Here is a 20,163-nt window from a genome sequence, read left to right on the forward strand (position 1 = left end):
CCCGAACCACCAGACGGAGACGCATGTCCGAGATCACGGCCGACACGGTCGCCCATCTGGCCCAGCTGGCCAGGATCGACCTCACTTCCGACGAGATCGGGAGCCTCACCAGGGAGCTCGGCCAGATCGTCGACTCCGTGCGCGCGGTCCAGGCCGTCGCCACGCCCGAGGTGCCGGCGACCAGCCACCCGATCCCGCTCGAGAACGTCTTCCGGCCCGACGTGGTCGGCGAGACCCTCACGCTCGAGCAGGCGCTCTCCGGCGCGCCCGAGCACGACGGCAGCCGCTTCCAGGTCTCCGCGATCCTGGGGGAGGAGCAGTGAGCGCGCACGGCGACGAGCTCGTCCGCCTCAGCGCGTCCGCCCTCTCCGAGAAGCTGGCCGACGGCTCGGTCTCCTCGGTCGAGGCCACCCGCGCCCACCTCGAGCGCATCGACGCGGTCGACGGGGCGGTCCACGCCTTCCTCCACGTCGCGCGCGAGGGCGCCGTCTCGTCCGCCGAGGCGATCGACCGCCGGCGCGCCGACGGCGAGTCGCTGCACCCGCTCGCCGGAGTGCCTCTCGCGGTCAAGGACGTCATCGTCACGAACGACATGCCGACCACGAGCGGCTCCCGCATCCTCGAGGGCTGGCGCCCGCCCTACGACGCGACCGTCATGCGCAAGGTCCGCGAGGCCGGGCTGGTCCCGATCGGCAAGACCAACATGGACGAGTTCGCGATGGGCTCGACGACCGAGCGCAGCGCCTACGGTCCCACCCACAACCCGTGGGACCTCGACCGCATCCCCGGCGGCTCCGGCGGCGGGTCCGCCGCGGCCGTCGCGAGCTACGAGGCGCCCCTGGCCCTCGGCTCCGACACCGGGGGATCGATCCGCCAGCCCGCGCACGTGACGGGCACCGTCGGCGTGAAGCCGACGTACGGCGGAGTCTCGCGCTATGGAGCGATCGCGCTCGCCTCGAGCCTCGACCAGATCGGCCCCGTCTCCCGGACGGTCCTCGACTCCGCCCTGCTGCACGACGTCATCGCGGGCCACGACCCGCGCGACTCGACGTCGCTGCGCGACTCCTGGCCCTCCTTCGCCGACGCGGTGCGCCGCGCCGACGTGACGGGCCTCCGGATCGGCGTGGTCAAGGAGCTCGACGGCGGTGAGGGCTTCCAGCCCGGCGTGCTCGCGCGCTTCCACGAGGCGCTCGAGATCCTGCAGGGCGCCGGCGCGGAGGTCGTCGAGGTGAGCCTCCCGAGCGTCGAGCACGCGGTCGCCGCCTACTACCTGATCCTCCCCGCGGAGGCCTCCAGCAACCTCGCCAAGTTCGACTCGGTCCGGTTCGGACTCCGCGTCACGCCCGAGGGCGGCGGCACGGTCGAGCAGGTCATGTCCGCGACCCGCGAGCAGGGCTTCGGCCCCGAGGTCAAGCGCCGGATCATCCTCGGCACCTACGCCCTCTCGGCCGGCTACTACGACGCCTACTACGGCAGCGCGCAGAAGGTCCGGACGCTGGTGCAGCGGGACTTCGACGCGGCCTTCGCGAACGTCGACGTGATCGCCTCGCCGACCGCGCCGACCACCGCCTACCGCCTCGGCGAGAAGCTGGACGACCCGCTGGCGATGTACCGCGGCGACGTCGCGACCATCCCGGCGAACCTGGCCGGAATCCCCGGCATCTCCGTCCCCGCCGGCCTCGCCGACGAGGACGGGCTGCCCGTCGGCGTCCAGTTCCTCGCCCCCGCCCGGGAGGACGTGCGCCTCTACACCGTGGGCGCCGCGCTCGAGGCGCTGCTCGAGGAGAAGTGGGGCCGGCCGCTGCTCGCGCAGGCCCCCGACCTGACCCACTCCGTGCTCTCCGCGACCGAGGAAGGTGCCGTCTGATGGCCTCCGCGCACACGTCCGCTCCCGAGCTGATGGACTACGACGAGGTCTTCGAGACCTTCGAGCCGGTGCTCGGCTTCGAGGTGCACGTCGAGCTCAACACGAAGACCAAGATGTTCTCGGACGCGCCGAACGAGTTCGGGTCCGAGCCCAACACGAACACGACCCCGGTCGATCTGGGCCTCCCGGGCTCGCTGCCGGTCGTGAACGAGCAGGCCGTCCGCTACTCGATCAGCCTCGGCCTCGCCCTGGGCTGCTCGATCGCTCCGTCCAGCCGCTTCGCGCGCAAGAACTACTTCTACCCGGACCTGGCGAAGAACTACCAGATCTCGCAGTTCGACGAGCCGATCGCCTTCGAGGGCTCGGTCGAGATCGAGCTGGCCGACGGCTCGCTCGTGCAGATCCCGATCGAGCGCGCGCACATGGAGGAGGACGCCGGCAAGCTCACGCACGTCGGCGGCGCCACCGGCCGCATCCAGGGCGCCGAGTACTCGCTCGTGGACTACAACCGCGCGGGGGTCCCGCTCGTCGAGATCGTCACGAAGCCGATCCACGGCGCGGGGAAGAGCGCGCCCGAGTACGCGAAGGCCTACGTCGCCACGATCCGCGACATCGTGCTGGCGCTGGGCATCTCGGACGCCAAGATGGAGCGCGGCAACCTCCGCTGCGACGCGAACGTCTCGCTCCGCCCGATCGGCCAGGAGAAGCTGGGCACCCGCACCGAGACCAAGAACGTCAACTCGCTCCGCTCGGTCGAGCGCGCCGTCCGCTACGAGATCCAGCGCCAGGCGGCGATCCTCGCCGCGGGCGGCACGATCACGCAGGAGACGCGCCACTGGCACGAGGACACCGGCCGCACCTCCGCGGGCCGGCCCAAGAGCGACGCCGACGACTACCGCTACTTCCCGGAGCCCGACCTGCTCCCGGTCGTGCCGAGCCCCGAGCTGATCGAGGAGCTGCGCGCCGCGCTCCCCGAGAAGCCCGCCGACCGCCGTCGCCGCCTCACGACCGAGTGGGGCTTCACCGACCTCGAGTTCCAGGACGTCGCCAACAGCGGCCTGCTGGTCGAGATCACCGAGACCGTCTCCGCGGGAGCCGCTCCGCAGGCCGCCCGCAAGTGGTGGACCGGCGAGATCGCACGCCTCGCGAACGCGGCGGGCGAGGACCCGGCCTCCCTGGTCACCCCGGCCCAGGTCGCCGAGCTCGCCGGTCTGATCGAGAGCGGCACGCTGACCGACCGCCTCGCCCGGGAGGTCCTCCAGGGCGTCATCGCCGGAGAGGGCACCCCGCAGGAGGTCGTCGACGCCCGCGGACTCGCGGTCGTCTCGGACGACGGAGCGCTCATCGACGCGATCGACGCGGCACTGGCCTCGCAGCCCGACGTGCTCGCGAAGATCCGCGACGGCAAGGTGCAGGCCGCCGGCGCCGTGATCGGCGCCGTGATGAAGGCCATGAAGGGGCAGGCCGACGCCGCCCGCGTCCGCGAGCTCGTCCTGGAGCGCGCGGCCGGCTGAGCCGGTGCGCGGGGAGGTGGGGTCATGAGCGGTGGAACCGGTGGCGCGCTCCTTCCCGCGCGGCTCGAGCTGCCGGCGGGAGCGCTCCTGCGACCGCTCGTCTCGAGCGACGCGGACCTCCTGCACGCGGTGATCGGCGAGCAGCGGCCGTGGCTCGCGGCTCTCCTCCGCGCGGACGATCCGGCCGCCCTTCCGTCGGCGTCCCTCGGCGACGACGTGCGCGGACTCCTCCGCCTCGAGGAGGAGTCGCGTGCGGGCAGAGCGCACGCGTTCCTGCTCGTCGGCCCCGACCGCACCGAGGCGCTGGGCGCTGTGAGCGTCCGACCCGGCGGCGGCGACTCCGCCGAGGCCTCCTGGTGGGTCGTCCCCGCCGTCCGCGGGTCGCGGCTCGAGGAGGAGCTCGACGCCTACGCGCGCCGCTGGCTCCAGCAGCACTGGCCCTTCGACACGGTCACCACGCCCGACAACCACCCCGACGATCCCGCCTCCCTGGCCGGGGCCAACATCGTCGCGCTCGTGCCCGCCGCGCCGGAGCGCACGGCCCTTCCCGAGACCGACGGCGCCTCGGCGGCGCTCCTCTGGGCGGAGTACCGCTCCGCGCACCCGGGCGTCGACGAGGCGCTCCCGCCGGTCGAGGCGTTCGGCGACAGCACGGCGATGGCGGACGAGCTGCTGGGCCTCGTGCGGCGGGGAGTGAAGACGGCCACGGCGTCGCTCGCCGAGGAGGGGGCGCCCGCCGCGGGCGACCACTGGATCGTCTGCGACGGCACGGGAGCGGCGCGCATCGTCCTCGTGACGGACGAGGTGCGGACCGGTCCGCTCGACTCCGTCGACGACGCGTTCGCCTGGGCCGAGGGCGAGGGGGACCGCACGCGCGCCTCCTGGCTCGACGGGCACCGGCGCTACTTCTCCCGCGTCTCACCGGGCGGCATCGGCGACCTGGTCTTCGAGCGCTTCCGCGTGGTCTGGCCGGAGGCCGACGCCGAGCGGGCGGCCTCCTTCGCCCGCTCGGTGGGGGCGTCCCGGCCCGAGGAGCTCGACGGGACTCCCGCCCAGGACTAGGGGGTTTCCCGGATGTCCCGCTCAGGCGCCCTGCGCCAGAGTGGAGGCATGGCTACTCTCGTGCGCCCCCGTCGGGGCAGGATCATCGCCGGCGTCTGTGCCGGTCTCGCCCGCCGTTTCGGCTGGAGCCCCTTCGTGGTGCGTCTCCTGTTCGTGCTCTCCTGCCTCCTCCCGGGGCCGCAGATCATCGCCTACCTCGTGATGTGGGTGGTCATCCCGAAGCAGAAGTGACCGCGGCCTCCGCTCCGAGCAGCCTCTGAGAGAACGCTCAGCACCTGGAGCGGCGGGAGGCCTACGGTGGCGGTGTGCGTCCGCGGGGCGCCGAGGAGGAGATCATGGGATTCCTGGACCGACTGCTGGGCCGCGACGAGCAGCCCGAGAGCGCACGCCGCTCGACGTACGCGCCGCCGCAGGCCGCGGACCGCAGGCCCGAGTACGGCTCCCCGCCGGCGACGTCTCCGCGCAGCGACGATGAGCGGGCCATCGAGCGCTACCGGTACCTCCTCCGCACCGCACCGCCCGAGGCGATCGAGCAGGTGCACCGCGAGGCGTTCGAGCAGCTGACCCCGGAGCAGCGCCAGCAGGTCTTCCGGGAGCTCAGCGAGGGCGCCCCCGTCGGCGACGCGCCGAAGGACGACGACCCCCGCACGCTCGCCCAGTCCGCCACGCGGAGCGAGCTGCGCCAGCCCGGATTCATGGAGCGGCGCTTCTCCGGCGGCGGAGGCATGGGCTTCGGCGGCGTCCTCGCCTCCTCGATGCTCGGAACGATCGCCGGGTTCGCGATCGGCTCGGCCATCGCGGGCGCGTTCCTCCCCGACGCGGGAGGCGACTACGCAAGCGGCGACGGCGGGGGAGACGCCTCGGCCGACGGCGGAGCGGACGCGGGAGGGGCGGACGCCTCCGGTGCGGACGCCGGAGACGGCGGCGGCTGGGGCGACTCGGGCGGAGGCGACTTCGGCGGAGGTGGCGACTTCGGCGGCGGAGGCGACTTCGGAGGCGGCGACTTCGGCTTCTAGCCTCGATGAGAAGGGCCCCCGATCACGGACAGTGGTCGGGGGCCCTCCGCTCGTTCCGGGCTAGTCCTCGTCGGTGAGCATGGCCTTCACCTGGCGGCGGAGGACCTTGCCGATCATGCTGCGCGGCAGCTCGTCGACGACGGTGATCCGCTTGGGGACCTTGTAGGGGGTCAGCGCCTCCCGGACGGCCTTGCGGGCGGCCGCGACGTCGAGCTGCGCGCCCGGCTCCAGGACGACCGCCGCCGCCACGGACTCGCCGCTGCGCGGATCGGGCAGGCCGACCACCGCCACCTCCCTGATCTCGGGCAGGCGGAGCAGCACCTCCTCCACCTCGGACGGCGAGACGTTGAAGCCGCCCGTGATGACGAGCTCCTTGATCCGGTCGACGATGCGCACGAAGCCGTCCTCGTCGATCGTCGCGATGTCGCCGGTGCGGAACCAGCCGTCGCCGGTGAAGGTCGCGGCCGTCTCCTCGGGCTTGCGGTGGTAGCCGCGGAACACCTGCGGGCCGCGCACGACCAGCTCGCCCTGCTCCCCGGTCGCCATCTCCGTGTCGGGATCCTCGGGGTCGACGATCCGCACGTCGGTGCCGGGCAGCGGAAGACCGACCGTCCCGGCGCGTCGCGTCGGACCGACCGGGTTGGCCATCAGGACCGGAGAGGTCTCCGAGAGGCCGTAGCCCTCGACGAGCGTGCCTCCGGTCAGCGCCTCGAACGACTCGACCAGCGCCGGGTCGAGCGGCATCGCGCCGGAGATGGCGATCTCGATGCCGCGGAGGGAGACGCCCCGCTGCTGAGCGCTGCGCGCCAGGCGCTCCGCGATCGGCGGAACGGCCGGGAGGAAGGTGGCGGGGTGCTTCTCGACGACCTTCAGCACCAGTTCCGGGTCGAACTTCGGGAACAGCACCAGGCGCGCGCCCATGCTCATCGCGAAGGTGAGGCAGAGCGTCAGCCCGTAGGCGTGGAACATGGGGAGCACGGCGTAGACCACGCAGTTCCCGCGGCGGACCGTCGGCACCCAGGCGCGCGACTGGGCGGCGTTCGCCGTCAGGTTCGCGTGGGTCAGCTCGGCGCCCTTGGGCGTGCCGGTCGTGCCGCTCGTGTACTGGATGACCGCGAGGTCCTCCGCGCCCGGGCGCGGATGCGCAGGGTCGATCCGCCGGCGCAGCAGCGACTCCCACTCGATCGCACCGCGGACCGGCCCGGTCAGCGCGGCGCGCGACTCCCGGGCCTTCTTCAGCGGCAGGCGGAGGGCTGCGCGCATCGAGGCGGGCATCGCACGGGTGAGGTCGACGGCGACGACGGTCTCGACGCCGAGATCGGCCGGGAGATCCTGCACCGTCGGCACGACGCGGTTCCAGGCGATCGCGACGCGGGCGCCGTGGTCCTCGAACTGGTGGCGCAGCTCGCGCGGGGTGTAGAGCGGGTTGTGCTCGACCACCACTGCGCCGAGCCGGAGGACGGCGTAGAACGCGACGACGTGCTGCGGGCAGTTCGGGAGGACGAGGGCGACCGGGTCGCCCGCGCGGACGCCCAGGCGGCGCAGGCCCTCGGCGGCCCGCTCCACCTCGTCGGCGAGCCGGGAGTAGCTGGTCGAACGGCCGAAGAACTCGAGCGCGACCTGGTGGGGATAGCGCTCGGCAGACTCGGTGACGATGTCGACGAGCGAGCCGGTCGGGAGCTCGAGCTCCGTCGGCACGCCGGGCGCGTAGCTGCGGATCCAGGGGCGGGGCGGGTGGGTGCTCACCCGCCCCACTCTAGGAGGAGGTGCCGGGGCTCAGGCTCCCTGAGCCACCGCGTCCTCGATCGGGGTGGGACCGGAGACGATCTCCCACGTCTTCGCGATGGAGGTCGGCTGAGCCAGGGCGGCGATCACCGTGGCGGCGACGTCCGCTCGCGGGATGCTCCCCCTCTCGACGGAGGTGCCGAGCGTGATCGTGCCGGTGCCCTCGTCGTCCGTGAGTCCTCCCGGCCGCAGGATCGTGTAGTCGAGGCCGGAGTCGCGCAGAGCCGCGTCGGCGTCGCGCTTGGCCTCGACGTAGGCCTTCCAGCCCTCCTCGGTGTCCTCGGGGAGCGGCTCGTCCACTCCGATGGCGCTGACCTGGACGAAGTGCTGGACCCCGACGATCGCGGCGGCCTTCTGGCTGAGGACGGACGCCCCCAGGTCGACGGTGCGCTTGCGCTCCGGGCCCGAGTCGGGTCCGGCACCGGCGGTGAAGACCATGCCGTCGACGTGGCCGAGCGCCTCGGCGAAGGCCTCGGGCGTGGTGTCCTCGAGGTCGTGCACGAGCGGCTCGCCGCCCAGGCGGACGATGTCCTCGGCGTGATCGGGGTTGCGGATCACTCCGACCGACTCGTGGCCGGCGTCGTAGAGCAGGTGCAGGATCTGCTGCCCCACCTTGCCGTGGGCTCCGATGACGGCGATGCGTGTCATGGATGTTCCTCTCCTCGTCGGGGCGGGTCGCCCCGTGTTCGTGGTCACTCCCATCCTGCCGCGACGTCCCTGGACGCCCCAGGCCTTGACGGCGCTCGGGGGGCCGGGCCGTCAGGCGGCCAGGCGGTCGTCGCGTCCGGTGATGGCGAGCAGGCGGCTCTGGAGGGAGGCGGCGTCGTCGACCGGCACGGGCGCGGCGTAGAGGCCGCTCGCGCGCAGGGTCTCCTCCTGGGGCGCGAACAGCTCCCAGACCGCTGCGACGAGCTCCTCGTCGAGCCGCTCGTCGCTGCCGGTGGCGCGGGCGAGGTCCCAGGTGTGGACGGTCACATCGGCCGTCTGCTCCTGCAGCAGCTCGACGGCGCTGACAGTGTCGCGCCCCAGCTGCACGGTCGCGGCCGGGTCGACGGTGCGGACCGCGACGCGCAGGCGGTCGGTCACGCGGCGCCATTCGCTCCGCAGATCGGTGGCGACGGACTCGAGGCGCAGCGCCGACTCGTCTCCGCCGGAGAGGAGCGTGTGCGCGCGCTGCTGCTCGCGGACGACGTGCAGCACCAGGGCGCGCGTGTCCCACTCGGTGTCGGGCGTGGGGGCCGACCAGTCCTCGACGGCGCCCAGCCGGAGCTCGAAGGCGCGGTGGGCGCGGTCCTGCAGATCGAGCCAGCGGCTCATCTCGGAGCCGGCGCCGGTCTCGGTGGCGGTGGGGGAGTCGGGCTGCTCGTGCGTCATGGTCTCTCCGGAGCGTCGTGGTGCTCGGGTCAACCGCGAGTGGTCGGCGCTCATTCCCGGCCGGCCCGGGGTCGGTGGTCGAGCGGCCGATGTCGGTGGTGCGTGCGAGCATGGCAGGAATCGTGTGCGAGCAGGACGGAGCGGCGTGAGCAGGCAGGACGGCACGGCGTGAGCGAGCAGGACGGCACGGCGTGAGCGAGCAGGACGGCACCGCATGAGCAAGCAGGACGGAAGCGGGCGCCAGGTCACGACGGAGCCCTTCGACGACCCTCGCGCGAGCATCATGCACATCGACATGGACGCGTTCTTCGCCTCCGTCGAGCTGCTCGACCGGCCGGATCTGCGGGGGAGGCCGGTCATCGTCGGCCACCACGGGGCGCGCTCGGTCGTCACGGCGGCGACCTACGAGGCGCGCCGCTACGGCGTCAACTCGGCGATGCCCATGGCGGTCGCCCTCCGCCGCTGCCCGCAGGCCGTGGTCCTCGAACCGCACATGGAGCGCTACCGCGAGGCCTCTCGCCGCGTGATGGCGATCTTCGACTCCTTCACGCCGCTGGTCGAGCGCCTGAGCATCGACGAGGCGTTCCTCGACGTCGCGGGGGCTCGCCGCATCTCCGGCTCCCCGTTCGCGATCGGCACCGAGATCCGCCGCCGGGTGCACGCCGAGCTCGGGCTGACGTGCTCGGTCGGGATCGCCAGCACCAAGTTCGTCGCCAAGCTCGCCTCCGGCCGCTCCAAGCCCGATGGCCTGCTGGTCGTCCCTGCCGACGGCGTCCGCGAGTTCCTCGATCCGCTGCCCGTGAGCGCGCTGTGGGGAGTCGGCGCGAGCACGGAGGAGGCGCTCGTCCGCCGCGGTCTGCGCACCGTCGCCGACGTCGCGACCACTCCGCTGCCGTCGCTGGTGTCCGCCCTCGGCGAGGCGACCGGGAGGCGCCTGCACGCCCTGGCGAACGGGGTGGACCCGCGGCCTGTCGACACCCGCCAGATCGAGAAGAGCGCCGGACACGAGATCACCTTCGCCGACGACGTGGCCGATCCGGAGCTCGTCCGCCGCGAGCTGCTGCGGCTCTGCGACAAGGTCGCCGTGCGCCTGCGCCGATCCGGAGTGCGGTGCCGCACCGTCGCGGTGAAGGTCCGCTTCGGCGACTTCAGCACCCTCACCCGCTCCCGCACGCTCGTCGAGGCGACGGACGTGGCCCGCGTCCTCTACGAGGCCTCCTCCGCGCTGCTCGACGCGGCCAACCCGATGCGGCGGCCCGTGCGGCTGATCGGCGTGCGCGGCGAGCAGCTCGTCGAGGGCGACGACGTCGCGTTCTCCCTGTGGAGCGACTCCGACGACTGGCGCGACGCGGAGCTCGCGGTCGACGGAGTGGCCGCCCGCTTCGGCTCCGGAGCCGTGCGTCCCGCCTCGCTCCTGTCCCGGTCGGCTCCCGAGTCGGCCAAGGGGATCGACCTCAGCGACACGCTCGCTACGCGGAGCCGATCGTCAGACTGATCGGGCGGTGGTCCGAGCCGTTCGGCGGCAGGACCGCGACGGTCGCGGCGGTGACGCCGTCGGCGAGCGCGTGGTCGAGCGCGACGAGCGGCAGCAGCGACGGCCACGTCGCCGGGAAGCCGACTCCGCCCGTGCGGACGAGGCCTGCCTCCGCCAGTACCGGAGCGAAGAGGTGGTCGTCCGTCGGCGTGTTGAAATCGCCGATGACCAGCGTCCGCTCCGACTCGTCGTCGCGGAGAGCGGTGGCGAGGTTCGAGAGCATGGTGTCACGCTCCTCGTGGTCGCCCGGCCGGAACGAGGCCAGGTGCACCACGAACAGGCGTGCGCTGCCGACCGGTGTGTCGACGTCGACGGCGAGCGCGCGCTCCCAGCCGAGACCGAGGTCGAGCGGCTCCTGCGCGGTCAGCTCGGTGCGGCTCCAGACGCCGACGGTGCTCGAGACGGACGAGTACGGGTACTCGTCGGCCAGCTCGGCGTCGACCGCGTCCACGGCGTCTCCGTCGAGCTCCTGCAGCGCTATCACGTCGGGGCCGCGGGCGGCGAGCGAGGCGGCGAGCTCACCCGCGTCGCCGCTCGTCTCGATGTTCTGGCTGACGACGGTGAAGGAGCCGGACCGCACGGCCGGCGCCGGCAGCGCGACCGGCAGCACCAGCACGCCGTAGACCATCGCCAGCACGGTGACCGCGGCCGCCGTCCTGCGCGATCGGAGGGCCGCCGCGGCCGCGATGAGGAGCAGCACGACCAACCCCGTCCACGGGATCCCGACCTCGAGGACCGACAGCCAGCCGATCGGATCGGGCAGCGCGCGGTGGAAGGCGAGGAAGGCGGCGAGCACGAGGCTCGCGACCGCCACCACGGCCGAGCGCACGGGGCGGCGGCGGGTGCGGGCGGACATCCGTCGATCATGACAGCAGGTCCCCGGAGGTCCATGGACGAGTCCTGTGCGCCGCGGCGGGCCGCTTGTCGCCGCGGAGAGCCGCGGAGTACCGTCGCACCATGCCCAACATCGCAGTCTCCCTGGCCGACACCGTCACCACCGCGGGTACCGCGACGATCTACGGCGAGCCCGTCACCGTCGACGGCGTCTCGCTCGTCCCCGTCGCCCTCCGCTGGTTCGGCTTCGGCGGAGGCAGCGGCTCCGAGGACGGCCAGGAGGGCGGCGGCGGAGGCGGCGGCGCCACGGTCATCCCGATCGGCGCCTACATCAAGGACGACCTCGGCCTGCGGTTCCAGCCGAACGTGATCTCGGTCCTCGCCGTCGGCATCCCCTTCGTGTGGGTGACCGGCAAGGCCCTCGCGCGCATCATCCGCGCCCTCAAGAAGTAGTCGGAGCGGCCCCGCGTCAGCTGGCGCGCTGCTGGCGCGCGGGGTACCACTTCTTCTTCGTCCGGCCGAAGCCGACGATCAGCCGCTCGGCGTCGTCCGGCCGGCGGGGGTCGTAGATCACCGCGGCGGGCTCGCCGGCCATCCATGCGTCGCCGCGCTTCAGCGGATACTTCTGCGCGCGCTTCTCCACACCCTCCGCGGTCCGGTAGACGACCAGGAGCCGGCCCAGATCCCGCGCCGAATCACGGTCGCCGCGCGACGGATCCGGCCCGACGACGCGCGCCGGCACCCGCGTGCCGTAGCTGAGCAGCTCGCGCCGGATCCGCGCACGGCGCTGCCAGAGCAGGGCCTGCAGCAGGACGATCAGCAGCACGGCCAGGACGACGACCACCGACCACGACATGACGTCTATGATTGCGGACGAACACGGGAGTCCGGTGCACCGGGCTGAGAGGAAGGCAGCAGCCTTCGACCGTCGAACCTGATCTGGGTCATGCCAGCGAAGGAACGTTTCGATCTCCTCTTACCAACCCGTGCCCTCCATTCGCTTCCACGAAAGGGCACGTCAGTGCAGAACACGAACGCGCGAAACACGAACGCGCGAAACACGAACGCGCGAAACACGAACGCGCGAAACACGAACGCGCAGAATCTCACCTCCTCCGGCCCGGCCCGGCGCGATCTGCGCTGGCGGGTCGTCGACATCGTGGTGGCGAGCGTCGTCGCCGTCGCGAGCGGGATCGTCTTCTGGGCGTGGGGCCTGGCGACGAACGTCCTCGGCCTCGCCTTCGAGTTCCTGCCCGGACTCGGCGGTCTCCTCGGCGGCGGCTGGCTCTTCGCCGGTGTCCTCGGCGGCCTGATCATCCGCAAGCCCGGAGCGGCGCTCTACACCGAGCTGGTCGCCGCGGCCGTGTCGGCTCTCATCGGCACCCAGTGGGGCTTCACCGTGCTGATCTCCGGACTCGTGCAGGGACTCGGCGCCGAGATCGTCCTGGCGCTCTTCCTCTACCGCAGCGGCCGTCCGCTCGTCGCGATGCTGGCCGGCGCCGGTGCGGGGCTGGCCCTCGCGATCAACGACCTGCTGTCGTACTACGCCGTCAACGACGCGCTGTTCAAGACCGTCTACGTCGCCTCCTCGATCGTCTCGGGCGCGCTCCTGGCCGGGCTGCTGTCCTGGTTCGCGGTGCGGGGGCTCGCAGCCTCGGGAGCGCTGGACCGCTTCGCCTCTGGGCGCGAGGGCCGGACGGTCGAGGGAGCCGGCGCGGGCGCTCGATGAGCGGCGCCTCCGTCCGGGCGCGGGGCTGGAGCTGGCGGCACGCGGGACGCTCCCGCGACGCCCTCACCGGTCTCGATCTCGCGCTGGAGCCGGGGGAGCGCGTGCTGCTCCTCGGCCCGTCCGGCGCGGGCAAGAGCACGCTGCTGCACGCCCTGGCCGGCGTCCTCGGCGGGGAGGAGGACGGCTCCGCGGCCGGCGAGCTCGAGATCGACGGAGCGGCGCCGCTCACCCGGCGCGGTGCAGCAGGGCTCGTGCTGCAGGATCCGGACACCCAGGCGGTCCTCGCGCGGGTCGGCGACGACGTCGCCTTCGCCTGCGAGAACCTCGGCGTGCCGCGCGAGGAGATACCCGGACGAGTGCGGGAGGCGCTCGGCGACGTCGGACTCGACGTGCCGCTGGACCACTCCACCTCGGCGCTCTCGGGCGGGCAGAAGCAGCGGCTCGCCCTGGCGGGTGTGCTCGCCATGCGTCCGCGGCTCCTGCTCCTCGACGAGCCCACCGCCAACCTCGATCCAGACGGCGTGCGCGAGGTGCGGGCGGCGGTCGAGCGCACGGCCGCCCGCACGGGAGCGACGCTGATCGTCGTCGAGCACCGGGTCGACGTCTGGGTCGGCCTCGTCGACCGGGTCGTGGTGCTCGGGCGGGACGGCGCGGTCGTCGCCGACGGCGCTCCGGCGGAGGTCCTCGATCGGGCGCACGACGTGCTCCGCGCCTCTGGCGTCTGGCTGCCGGGAGACGTCCCCGCCCGGCGCGCCGCGAGCGCGCTGCCGTCGCCCGCCGCCCTGAGCGCCCAGGGCCTCGCCATCGGCCGGCCCGTTCTCGGGCGCCGCCGCGCGAGCGTCGTGGCCTCCGGGCTCGACCTCGCCGTCGACACCGCGCGGGCCACGGCCGTGCTGGGACCCAACGGCGCGGGGAAATCGACCCTCGCGCTCACGCTGGCCGGCCTCCTGCCGCCGGTCGCGGGGCGGGTGACCGCCTCCGAATCGCTCCGCGCCGGTGCGGGCCCCGAGCCGATCCGCTGGACCTCGGCCCAGCTCGCCGGACGGATCGCGATGGTGTTCCAGGAGCCGGAGCACCAGTTCCTCACCGCCCGTGTCCGCGCCGAGCTCGCGCTGGGCGCCCGCGACGAGGCGGAGCGGCATCGGGCGGAGGAGCTTTTGGAGCGGCTCGGCCTCGCGCACCTCGCCGACGCCAACCCCTTCACCCTCTCCGGAGGCGAGAAGCGGCGACTGGCCGTCGCGTCCGCTCTCACCCGGTCACCGTCCGTGCTCGTCCTCGACGAGCCGACGTTCGGGCAGGACCGCCTGACCTGGGAGGTGCTCGTCGATCTCCTCGCCGAGCAGCGCGACGCGGGCACGGCGGTGCTCGCCGTCACCCATGACGAGGCGCTGGTCGCCGCCCTCGCCGACTCGGTCCTCACCCTCGGCGTCCGCGAGGCGGTGTCGGGATGACGCTCCTCGACTCCGTTCCCGCGCGCAGCCGGATCGCCCGCGCCAACCCGGTCGCCAAGCTCCTCGCCAGCCTGGTGATCGCGTTCGCGCTCCTGCTCACGGTGGATGCGGTCTCCGCGGCGACCGCGCTGGCGCTCGAGCTGCTGGTTCTGCCCTTCGCAGGGCTCCGCGCGGGAGAGCTCGTGCGGCGGACGGCTCCCGTCTGGATCGCGGCTCCGCTCGCCGGCTTCTCGACGGTCCTCTACGGGCGCGACAGCGGCGCCGTCTACGCGGAGTTCCTCATCGTCTCGGTCACGGAGGGATCGGTCGCCCTCGGGCTGGCCATCGCGCTGCGCGTCCTGGCGATCGGCCTGCCGAGCGTGGTCCTGATCGCCACCACCGACCCGACCGACCTCGCGGACGGCCTCGCGCAGATCCTGCGCCTGCCCTCGCGCTTCGTTCTCGGCGCTCTCGCCGGCATGCGGCTCGTCGGCCTGCTCGTCGACGACTGGCGCACCCTGTCGATGGCCCGCCGGGCCCGAGGGGTCGCCGACGGTCGCGGGCCCGTCGAGGCGCTCCGCAGCCTCGCGGCCCGCACGTTCTCGCTGCTCGTGCTGGCCATCCGCCGGGGGAGCAGACTGGCGACGGCGATGGAGGCGAAGGGCTTCGGCTCCGGCATCCCGCGCACCTGGGCGCGGCAGTCGCGCCTCGGAGCCGGCGACGTCCTGCTGCTCGCGGGCGGGGTGCTCATCGCGGCCGTCGCCGTGACCGCCTCCGTCGTCACCGGCTCCTGGAGCTTCGTCCTGCATGGCTGAGCGGATCCCGCCGCTCACGGATCGGACGGCGCGCGACCTCGCCCGCTCCGTGATCGCCCGGCGCCGGCGGACGGTGCTGCTGGACGGACCGAGCGGCTCCGGCAAGTCCACGTTCGCGCGCGCGCTGGTCGAGCAGCTCCGTCTCGTGCCGGCGGCACCGTCCGTCGTGCTCGTGCGGATGGACGACCTCTACCCCGGCTGGACGGGCCTGGACCGGGCGTCGCGGGAGACGGCCGCGACGCTCGTCCGCCCCCACGGTCTCGGCCTCGCAGCGCACTGGCGGCCCTGGAACTGGGCCGCGGAGACGACGGCCGGGTGCCGCGTCGTCCGCGAGACGCTTCTGGTGCTGGAGGGCTGCGGGTCGGCCGGCGCCGCCGCGCGCCGTCACGCCGATCTGGTGGTCTGGCTCGAAGCCGACGACGACGTGCGGCGGACGCGTGCGCTCGACCGCGACGGCGAGCTCTTCGCTCCGCACTGGGACGCCTGGGACCGCGACTTCCGCTCCTACTGCGCTCGGGAGCAGCCCCGGGACCACGCCGACCTCGTGCTGGACACGGGCGGCGCGGGAGCGGTGCGCGGCTGAGGGGTCCCCTCCCAGCGCGGCGACGCGCGGGGGCCGGTGGGAGGCTCTCCTTCGGCGGCGGTCAGGCCCAGCCGAGCTCGTGCAGCCGGTCGTCGTCGATGCCGTAGAAGTGCGCGATCTCGTGGACGAGCGTGACGTGGATCTCGTCGCGCAGCGCGTCCAGATCGTCGCACGCGGCGAGGTGCGGCTCGCGGAACAGCACGATGCGGTCGGGCATCTCGCCGAAGCCGTAGCGCTCGCGCTCGGTGAGGGCGACGCCGTCGTAGTAGCCGAGCAGATCCAGAGTCCCGTCCTCGGGCCGGTCCTCCACGACGAACACGACGTTGTCGAGCCCGTCGACCATGTCGTCCGGGAGCGCGTCGAGCTCGGAGACGACCAGGGCTTCGAAGGCGTTCTCGTCCAGCTCGAGCATCCGGGACCTCTCTGCGACGGCGATCGCTGCCGGTCGCCGGATGTGCGAAGAGGCCCGGAGTCGGAACTCCGGGCCTCTTCCGCTGCATGCACAGCCACTGGGGTGAGTAACGGGGCTCGAACCCGCGACCTCCTAGACCACAACCAGGCGCTCTGCCAACTGAGCTATACCCACCAGGAGCGTGTTCCGACGGGGCGACCCGCCGAAGCAACTGTACGAGAGTACTACATCCGCGAGGCGAACTCGTCCACGACGGCGGCCGACACGGCCTGCACCTCGGCGGTGCTCGGCCCCGGCTGCTCCACGAACACGGCCCGGCGGTAGTACTGCAGCTCGCGGATGCTCTCGAGGATGTCGGCGAGGGCGCGGTGGCCGCCGTGCTTCTGGGGCGCGTTGAAGTAGATGCGCGGGAACCAGCGGCGTGCCAGCTCCTTGATCGTGCTGACGTCGACGTTGCGGTAGTGCAGGTGGCCGTCGAGGCGCGGCATGAACTTCGCGAGGAAGGCGCGGTCGGTGCCGATCGAGTTGCCAGCGAGGGGGGCCTGCTGCTCCGCCGGGACGTGCTTGAGCACGTACTCGAGCACCTCGTACTCGGCCTCCGCGACGCTGACGCCGGAGGGGATCTCGACCAGCAGGCCGGAGGTCTCGTGCATCGACCGGACGAAATCGCCCATGTTCTCGAGCGCCGTCGCGTCGGGCCGGATGACGAGGGAGAGCCCCTCGTCGAGCGGGTTCAGCTCGAAGTCGGTGACGACGACGGCGATCTCGACGAGCTCGTCGACGGAGAGGTCGAGCCCCGTCATCTCGCAGTCGATCCAGACAAGACGGTCGGGGGCGCTACTCATGCGGGGCAGTCTATCGGCGGCCGCCGACACCCGGTCCGGCCGCCCCGCTCCTCCTACACTGGATCCTCGTGATCACGCTCGCCTGCTGCCTCCTGATCGTCAACGCCGTGTGGAACGCGATCGTCTGGCCGCCCTTCCTCCGCCGCGTCCGCAAGGACCCGCGGGCGCGGGACGCGGACGGCCGCGCCACGACCTTCCTCCGCGTGCACACCGTCCTCATCGGCGTCTCGCTCGCCCTCGCCGTCGTCTCCCTGGTCGTGGGAGTGCTGGGACTCGTCCGGGGCGCCTAGACCCCGGCGGGCGTGGCCCCCGCGCTTCGGTATCGTGGTCGGAGTCCGCCCCCGTAGCTCAGCGGATAGAGCAGGAGCCTTCTAATCTCTTGGTCGCAGGTTCGATTCCTGCCGGGGGCACCATCGGATCGGGAGCGCGCCGGTCGCCGTCCCGGGTCCTCTTCCGCGATGGCCCGTCGATCATCGACGACGCGTCGCACTCGTCTTCGGGCCGCGTCTCGGGCGGCCCCGCGCGCCTTCGAGGAGTGACGCCCGGCACCCACGGGGTTTTCCTCCGCTCCGGTGCCCCTCGGACGAGGACTCGCGGTCGCTGCACCAGTAACACACCGGCAAATCGGAGGCAACACCGGCGTGTTTCCCACCCGATGTCGTTTGAGTGTCAGTCAGGCACCTAGTCTTGGGGTGTCCGGAATTACAACGACGTAACGAACGGAGGTACGACCATGCTGCTCCTCGCCATCCTCGGTGGAATCGCCGTCGCGTGGACGATCGTCGCGGCGCCACTCGCCGTACTGGTCGGCCGAGTCGCCCGTGCACGTGATGCACACAGCTAGTCAGTACACGCACCGCCCGCACCACGGAGAAGGCCCCGATCGCACTCGCGATCGGGGCCTTCTCTCGTCCGCCGGGGCGGCTCAGACCGACGTGTGCTCCTCGCGGCGGTCGTCGTCCGAGGCGGGACGTTCGAACCGGGCCTCGTCGGCTCGCACCACGGCGTCGTCGTCGGCTTCCGCCGGTACGACCGGACGGTCCCCGTTCTCCTGCGCAGAGGGAATCGCGTCGGGCTCCGCGTCCGAGGACTGCGGCTGCTCCGCGGACGGAGCCGAGCGCTGCGGGTCGACGGGCGGCAGCTCCTCGACAGGGCGCTCGCGCGAGGGCACCTCCAGGCGGTCGACGTCGGCGAGCAGGCGGCGGGTCTCCTCCTGCGAGGCGTCCCCGGCCGACGCGGGGAGGACGATCGTGGGCGTCTGCGGGGCTGCGCCGGACGCGGAGCCCGCACCGACGACGACCGGCGCGACGGCGGTCGGCGGAGCGGCCGCGGGAGCGGTGCGCTCCGGCGCGGACTCGCCGGCGCTCGCGGCCCGATCGGACGACGGTGCGGACTCGGCGGAGCGGTCGCGACCGGTCTCCGAGAAGCGCCAGCGCTCGAGGTCGGCGAGGAAGGCCTTCCGGGCGCGTCCGGGCTTGTCCCGCCACTGCACGAGACGGTCGCGGAACTCGCCCACGCTGGCCTGCGTCTGGTAGCCGCCGGTGCTCGACGTGTGCTTCAGCTCGGCGAGCTCGTGAGCGGCCCAGTTGGCCGCGACTCCGGAGCCCTTGACGGGCAGGAGGCGCAGATGCGTCTCGGCCTGCGCGGACGCGCGGTCGCTGAGGACGCGCTCCGGGCTGCTGAGGACGTTCCAGGCGGAGGCGTCGACCGCGGCGTCGACGAGCGTGGCGATGACCGCGTTCTTCCGCTCGTGGTCCTGCTGGCGGATCAGTCGCGCGATCGACGCGCGGAAGACGGAGCCGATCACGATCGCTCCGACCACCACGGCCAGCAGGACCACAGCGGCCGTGAAGACCGCCTGGTGCCCGTCGCTCGTGCGGATCCAGGACATGAACTCGTTCCACCACTGCATGGGGCGAACGCTATCCGGGGCGGTCGCCGCGGCCCGGTCGGCACGCCGCCGACCGGGCGGATCGGCGCGTCAGGCGACGCGGAAGACCTCGATCGCGTCGTCGACGCTCCAGAACTCGCCGAGCTCGGCGCCGGCGGGCATGCCCGCTCTCAGCAGCCGGGCGCGGTACCGCTCGCCGAGCGGATCCTCGACCAGCTCGATGTGACCGACGACGGCGCCCGAGCCGGTGCTCACGCGCCACAGCCGGGCGTTGACCCGGGTGAGCGTCGGCGGGGTGCGGGTGGCGTGCAGCGTGGACAGGGACATCGGTTCCTCCTGCTCGAGTCTCGGAGCACCCACCGGCCGAGTGCTGTCGCAGACTACGGCGGACCACCGACATCCCCGCCCGCGCGTCAGCGCAGGGTCGTGCCGTGCACCGCGAACTCCTCGATCGCGTCGGTCTCCTCCTGCGAGAGGGGGCCGGCGTCCAGCGCGGCGACGTTCTGCTCGAGCTGCGCGACGCTCGACGCGCCGATGATGGCGCTCGTGACGGTGGGCACCCGGAGCACCCAGCTCAGGGCGAGCTGGGCCAGCGACTGGCCGCGCTGCTGCGCGATCGCGTTCAGGCCGCGGGCCCGCGTCAGGTACGCCTCGTCGATCCGGTCGGAGGAGAGGAAGCGCGACGTCGCCGCACGGGACCCCTCCGGCACGGTGCCGTCGAGGTAGCGGTCGGTCAGGAGCCCCTGCGCCAGCGGCGAGAAGACGATGCAGCCGGTGCCGAGCTCGTCGAGCACCGGGAAGAGGCCGTCCTCGGGTCCGCGGTCGAAGAGCGAGTAGCGGGGCTGGTGCAGGAGGAGCGGGACTCCGCTGCCCGCCAGAGCCGCCTGCGCGGCCCGGGTCTGCTCGGGCGAGTAGTTGGAGATGCCGGCGTAGAGCGCCTTGCCCGACTCCACCGCCGAGACGAGAGCGCCCATCGTCTCCTCGATCGGAGTCTCCGGGTCCGGCCGGTGCGAGTAGAAGACGTCGACGTAGTCGACGCCGATCCGCTGCAGGCTCTGGTCGAGCGAGGAGAGCAGGTACTTGCGCGAGCCGCCGTCCCCGTACGGGCCGGGCCACATGTCGTATCCGGCCTTGGACGAGATGACGATCTCGTCGCGGTACGGGCGGAGGTCCTCCGCGAGGATGCGGCCGAAGGCCGTCTCGGCGGCACCGTACGGCGGTCCGTAGTTGTTCGCGAGGTCGAAGTGGGTGACGCCCAGGTCGAACGCGCGGCGGAGGATCGCGCGCTGCGTGTCGAGGGAGCGGTCGGATCCGAAGTTGTGCCAGAGGCCCAGCGACAGGGCGGGCAGCAGCAGACCGCTCCGTCCGGTGCGTCGGTAGTCCATGCGGTCGTAGCGGGCGGCGGCGGCGTCGTAGCTCACGCCGCGACTCTATTGCAGGGGGAGGATCCGCGGAATGCAGGGGGCGGGGAG

23 protein-coding genes, 2 tRNA genes and 1 riboswitch are annotated in these 20,163 nt (G+C 72.9%); of the genes, 14 read left to right on the forward strand and 11 right to left on the reverse strand.

The genetic code is table 11. The features are described 5' to 3' along the window. Window positions 1-23: 23 nt before the first annotated feature. From gatC to C5D44_RS00435, 6 genes are all read left to right on the forward strand, one after another. On the forward strand, window positions 24-323 hold the full coding sequence (gene gatC, locus C5D44_RS00410; protein ID WP_104226848.1) for an Asp-tRNA(Asn)/Glu-tRNA(Gln) amidotransferase subunit GatC: 300 nt from the start codon (window positions 24-26) through the stop codon (window positions 321-323). Next, window positions 320-1,867, forward strand: coding sequence for an Asp-tRNA(Asn)/Glu-tRNA(Gln) amidotransferase subunit GatA (gatA, locus tag C5D44_RS00415; RefSeq protein WP_104276018.1), 1,548 nt, complete (start codon window positions 320-322; stop codon window positions 1,865-1,867). Before gatC ends, gatA begins: the two co-directional genes overlap by 4 nt. Continuing rightward, complete coding sequence (gene gatB / locus C5D44_RS00420) at window positions 1,867-3,381, forward strand: Asp-tRNA(Asn)/Glu-tRNA(Gln) amidotransferase subunit GatB (RefSeq protein ID WP_104280535.1); 1,515 nt, start codon at window positions 1,867-1,869, stop codon at window positions 3,379-3,381. The genes gatA and gatB overlap by 1 nt, the downstream gene beginning before the upstream one ends. A 24-nt stretch (window positions 3,382-3,405) precedes the next feature. Further along, the gene (locus C5D44_RS18235) at window positions 3,406-4,443 is read left to right on the forward strand and encodes an ASCH domain-containing protein (RefSeq protein ID WP_219815313.1); all 1,038 of its coding nucleotides are present in this window, start codon (window positions 3,406-3,408) and stop codon (window positions 4,441-4,443) included. Window positions 4,444-4,491: 48 nt separating this feature from the next. Then, the gene (locus C5D44_RS00430; RefSeq protein WP_104223873.1) at window positions 4,492-4,674 is read left to right on the forward strand and encodes a PspC domain-containing protein; all 183 of its coding nucleotides are present in this window, start codon (window positions 4,492-4,494) and stop codon (window positions 4,672-4,674) included. Between the two features lie 104 nt (window positions 4,675-4,778). Next, window positions 4,779-5,459: a hypothetical protein gene (locus C5D44_RS00435; protein ID WP_104280675.1), complete on the forward strand. Its 681-nt coding sequence runs from the start codon at window positions 4,779-4,781 to the stop codon at window positions 5,457-5,459. 60 nt (window positions 5,460-5,519) lie between these two features. On the opposite strand, the gene C5D44_RS00440 is transcribed toward C5D44_RS00435, so the two are convergent. The 3 genes from C5D44_RS00440 to C5D44_RS00450 form a co-directional block, all read right to left on the reverse strand. After that, window positions 5,520-7,205, reverse strand: a complete 1,686-nt coding sequence (locus tag C5D44_RS00440) for a long-chain-fatty-acid--CoA ligase (protein WP_104280536.1) — start codon at window positions 7,203-7,205, stop codon at window positions 5,520-5,522. 30 nt (window positions 7,206-7,235) lie between these two features. Beyond that, entirely contained in the window at window positions 7,236-7,892 is a 657-nt protein-coding gene (locus tag C5D44_RS00445; protein WP_104276022.1) for an SDR family oxidoreductase, read from the reverse strand. Between the two features lie 111 nt (window positions 7,893-8,003). After that, a complete protein-coding gene (locus tag C5D44_RS00450) occupies window positions 8,004-8,618 on the reverse strand; it encodes a TIGR03086 family metal-binding protein (protein WP_219815314.1) in 615 nt (204 codons plus the stop codon). 214 nt (window positions 8,619-8,832) lie between these two features. Between C5D44_RS00450 and dinB the strand changes: the two genes are divergently transcribed. After that, window positions 8,833-10,113 carry a DNA polymerase IV gene (dinB, locus tag C5D44_RS00455; RefSeq protein ID WP_104276023.1) on the forward strand — a complete coding sequence of 427 codons (1,281 nt, stop codon included), beginning with the start codon at window positions 8,833-8,835 and terminating at the stop codon, window positions 10,111-10,113. On the opposite strand, the gene C5D44_RS00460 is transcribed toward dinB, so the two are convergent. After that, window positions 10,088-11,008, reverse strand: a complete 921-nt coding sequence (locus tag C5D44_RS00460) for an endonuclease/exonuclease/phosphatase family protein (RefSeq protein WP_104280537.1) — start codon at window positions 11,006-11,008, stop codon at window positions 10,088-10,090. The two genes, dinB and C5D44_RS00460, sit on opposite strands and share 26 nt — an antisense overlap. A gap of 101 nt (window positions 11,009-11,109) precedes the next feature. On the opposite strand from C5D44_RS00460, the gene C5D44_RS00465 reads away from it, so the two are divergent. After that, the gene (locus tag C5D44_RS00465; RefSeq protein WP_104223724.1) at window positions 11,110-11,439 is read left to right on the forward strand and encodes a hypothetical protein; all 330 of its coding nucleotides are present in this window, start codon (window positions 11,110-11,112) and stop codon (window positions 11,437-11,439) included. Between the two features lie 16 nt (window positions 11,440-11,455). Here C5D44_RS00465 and C5D44_RS00470 read toward each other — a convergent pair whose 3' ends face one another. Beyond that, window positions 11,456-11,842: a DUF3592 domain-containing protein gene (locus C5D44_RS00470; protein WP_104276026.1), complete on the reverse strand. Its 387-nt coding sequence runs from the start codon at window positions 11,840-11,842 to the stop codon at window positions 11,456-11,458. 14 nt (window positions 11,843-11,856) lie between these two features. After that, window positions 11,857-11,964: riboswitch (TPP riboswitch) on the forward strand. A gap of 157 nt (window positions 11,965-12,121) precedes the next feature. Between C5D44_RS00470 and C5D44_RS00475 the strand changes: the two genes are divergently transcribed. Genes C5D44_RS00475 through C5D44_RS00490 form a run of 4 tightly spaced genes read left to right on the forward strand, consistent with a single transcriptional unit; the run spans window position 12,122 to window position 15,543 of the window. After that, window positions 12,122-12,715, forward strand: a complete 594-nt coding sequence (locus C5D44_RS00475) for an ECF transporter S component (protein WP_104247316.1) — start codon at window positions 12,122-12,124, stop codon at window positions 12,713-12,715. Beyond that, window positions 12,712-14,166 (forward strand): ABC transporter ATP-binding protein, encoded by a 1,455-nt coding sequence (locus C5D44_RS00480; RefSeq protein ID WP_104280538.1) that lies wholly within the window; start codon window positions 12,712-12,714, stop codon window positions 14,164-14,166. The genes C5D44_RS00475 and C5D44_RS00480 overlap by 4 nt, the downstream gene beginning before the upstream one ends. Further along, window positions 14,163-14,960, forward strand: coding sequence for an energy-coupling factor transporter transmembrane protein EcfT (locus C5D44_RS00485; RefSeq protein ID WP_104280539.1), 798 nt, complete (start codon window positions 14,163-14,165; stop codon window positions 14,958-14,960). Before C5D44_RS00480 ends, C5D44_RS00485 begins: the two co-directional genes overlap by 4 nt. Continuing rightward, window positions 14,953-15,543: an AAA family ATPase gene (locus C5D44_RS00490; protein ID WP_146082489.1), complete on the forward strand. Its 591-nt coding sequence runs from the start codon at window positions 14,953-14,955 to the stop codon at window positions 15,541-15,543. Before C5D44_RS00485 ends, C5D44_RS00490 begins: the two co-directional genes overlap by 8 nt. Window positions 15,544-15,604: 61 nt before the next feature. Here C5D44_RS00490 and C5D44_RS00495 read toward each other — a convergent pair whose 3' ends face one another. The 3 genes from C5D44_RS00495 to orn form a co-directional block, all read right to left on the reverse strand. Continuing rightward, window positions 15,605-15,955, reverse strand: a complete 351-nt coding sequence (locus C5D44_RS00495; protein ID WP_104276029.1) for a metallopeptidase family protein — start codon at window positions 15,953-15,955, stop codon at window positions 15,605-15,607. Window positions 15,956-16,053: 98 nt separating this feature from the next. Next, window positions 16,054-16,129, reverse strand: a tRNA-His gene (locus C5D44_RS00500). Between the two features lie 50 nt (window positions 16,130-16,179). Next, the gene (orn, locus tag C5D44_RS00505; protein ID WP_104276030.1) at window positions 16,180-16,800 is read right to left on the reverse strand and encodes an oligoribonuclease; all 621 of its coding nucleotides are present in this window, start codon (window positions 16,798-16,800) and stop codon (window positions 16,180-16,182) included. Window positions 16,801-16,868: 68 nt separating this feature from the next. On the opposite strand from orn, the gene C5D44_RS00510 reads away from it, so the two are divergent. Both C5D44_RS00510 and C5D44_RS00515 read left to right on the forward strand, forming a co-directional pair. Continuing rightward, entirely contained in the window at window positions 16,869-17,090 is a 222-nt protein-coding gene (locus C5D44_RS00510; RefSeq protein WP_104223717.1) for an SCO4848 family membrane protein, read from the forward strand. 47 nt (window positions 17,091-17,137) lie between these two features. Next, window positions 17,138-17,213, forward strand: a tRNA-Arg gene (locus C5D44_RS00515). 512 nt (window positions 17,214-17,725) lie between these two features. Here the strand turns inward: C5D44_RS00515 and C5D44_RS00520 are convergent. The 3 genes from C5D44_RS00520 to C5D44_RS00530 form a co-directional block, all read right to left on the reverse strand. Continuing rightward, a complete protein-coding gene (locus C5D44_RS00520) occupies window positions 17,726-18,712 on the reverse strand; it encodes a hypothetical protein (protein WP_104280540.1) in 987 nt (328 codons plus the stop codon). Window positions 18,713-18,781: 69 nt separating this feature from the next. Next, on the reverse strand, window positions 18,782-19,018 hold the full coding sequence (locus tag C5D44_RS00525; RefSeq protein WP_104223715.1) for a hypothetical protein: 237 nt from the start codon (window positions 19,016-19,018) through the stop codon (window positions 18,782-18,784). A gap of 86 nt (window positions 19,019-19,104) precedes the next feature. Further along, window positions 19,105-20,076 (reverse strand): aldo/keto reductase, encoded by a 972-nt coding sequence (locus C5D44_RS00530; RefSeq protein WP_104280677.1) that lies wholly within the window; start codon window positions 20,074-20,076, stop codon window positions 19,105-19,107. Window positions 20,077-20,163 lie beyond the last annotated feature (87 nt).

It is taken from the genome of Rathayibacter sp. AY1B5 (genome assembly GCF_002932795.1).
Lineage (GTDB): Bacteria > Actinomycetota > Actinomycetes > Actinomycetales > Microbacteriaceae > Rathayibacter.

Coding starts and splice junctions, on each gene's coding strand:
- gatB (WP_104280535.1), top strand. CDS start 1,867: ATGGCCTCCGCGCACACGTCCGCTCCCGAGCTGATGGACTACGACGAG.
- C5D44_RS00435 (WP_104280675.1), top strand. CDS start 4,779: ATGGGATTCCTGGACCGACTGCTGGGCCGCGACGAGCAGCCCGAGAGC.
- C5D44_RS00470 (WP_104276026.1), bottom strand. CDS start 11,842: ATGTCGTGGTCGGTGGTCGTCGTCCTGGCCGTGCTGCTGATCGTCCTG.
- C5D44_RS00520 (WP_104280540.1), bottom strand. CDS start 18,712: ATGCAGTGGTGGAACGAGTTCATGTCCTGGATCCGCACGAGCGACGGG.
- C5D44_RS18235 (WP_219815313.1), top strand. CDS start 3,406: ATGAGCGGTGGAACCGGTGGCGCGCTCCTTCCCGCGCGGCTCGAGCTG.
- C5D44_RS00430 (WP_104223873.1), top strand. CDS start 4,492: ATGGCTACTCTCGTGCGCCCCCGTCGGGGCAGGATCATCGCCGGCGTC.
- C5D44_RS00495 (WP_104276029.1), bottom strand. CDS start 15,955: ATGCTCGAGCTGGACGAGAACGCCTTCGAAGCCCTGGTCGTCTCCGAG.
- C5D44_RS00445 (WP_104276022.1), bottom strand. CDS start 7,892: ATGACACGCATCGCCGTCATCGGAGCCCACGGCAAGGTGGGGCAGCAG.
- C5D44_RS00460 (WP_104280537.1), bottom strand. CDS start 11,008: ATGTCCGCCCGCACCCGCCGCCGCCCCGTGCGCTCGGCCGTGGTGGCG.
- C5D44_RS00485 (WP_104280539.1), top strand. CDS start 14,163: ATGACGCTCCTCGACTCCGTTCCCGCGCGCAGCCGGATCGCCCGCGCC.
- dinB (WP_104276023.1), top strand. CDS start 8,833: ATGAGCAAGCAGGACGGAAGCGGGCGCCAGGTCACGACGGAGCCCTTC.
- C5D44_RS00465 (WP_104223724.1), top strand. CDS start 11,110: ATGCCCAACATCGCAGTCTCCCTGGCCGACACCGTCACCACCGCGGGT.
- C5D44_RS00490 (WP_146082489.1), top strand. CDS start 14,953: ATGGCTGAGCGGATCCCGCCGCTCACGGATCGGACGGCGCGCGACCTC.
- orn (WP_104276030.1), bottom strand. CDS start 16,800: ATGAGTAGCGCCCCCGACCGTCTTGTCTGGATCGACTGCGAGATGACG.
- C5D44_RS00530 (WP_104280677.1), bottom strand. CDS start 20,076: ATGGACTACCGACGCACCGGACGGAGCGGTCTGCTGCTGCCCGCCCTG.
- C5D44_RS00450 (WP_219815314.1), bottom strand. CDS start 8,618: ATGACGCACGAGCAGCCCGACTCCCCCACCGCCACCGAGACCGGCGCC.
- C5D44_RS00525 (WP_104223715.1), bottom strand. CDS start 19,018: ATGTCCCTGTCCACGCTGCACGCCACCCGCACCCCGCCGACGCTCACC.
- gatC (WP_104226848.1), top strand. CDS start 24: ATGTCCGAGATCACGGCCGACACGGTCGCCCATCTGGCCCAGCTGGCC.
- C5D44_RS00480 (WP_104280538.1), top strand. CDS start 12,712: ATGAGCGGCGCCTCCGTCCGGGCGCGGGGCTGGAGCTGGCGGCACGCG.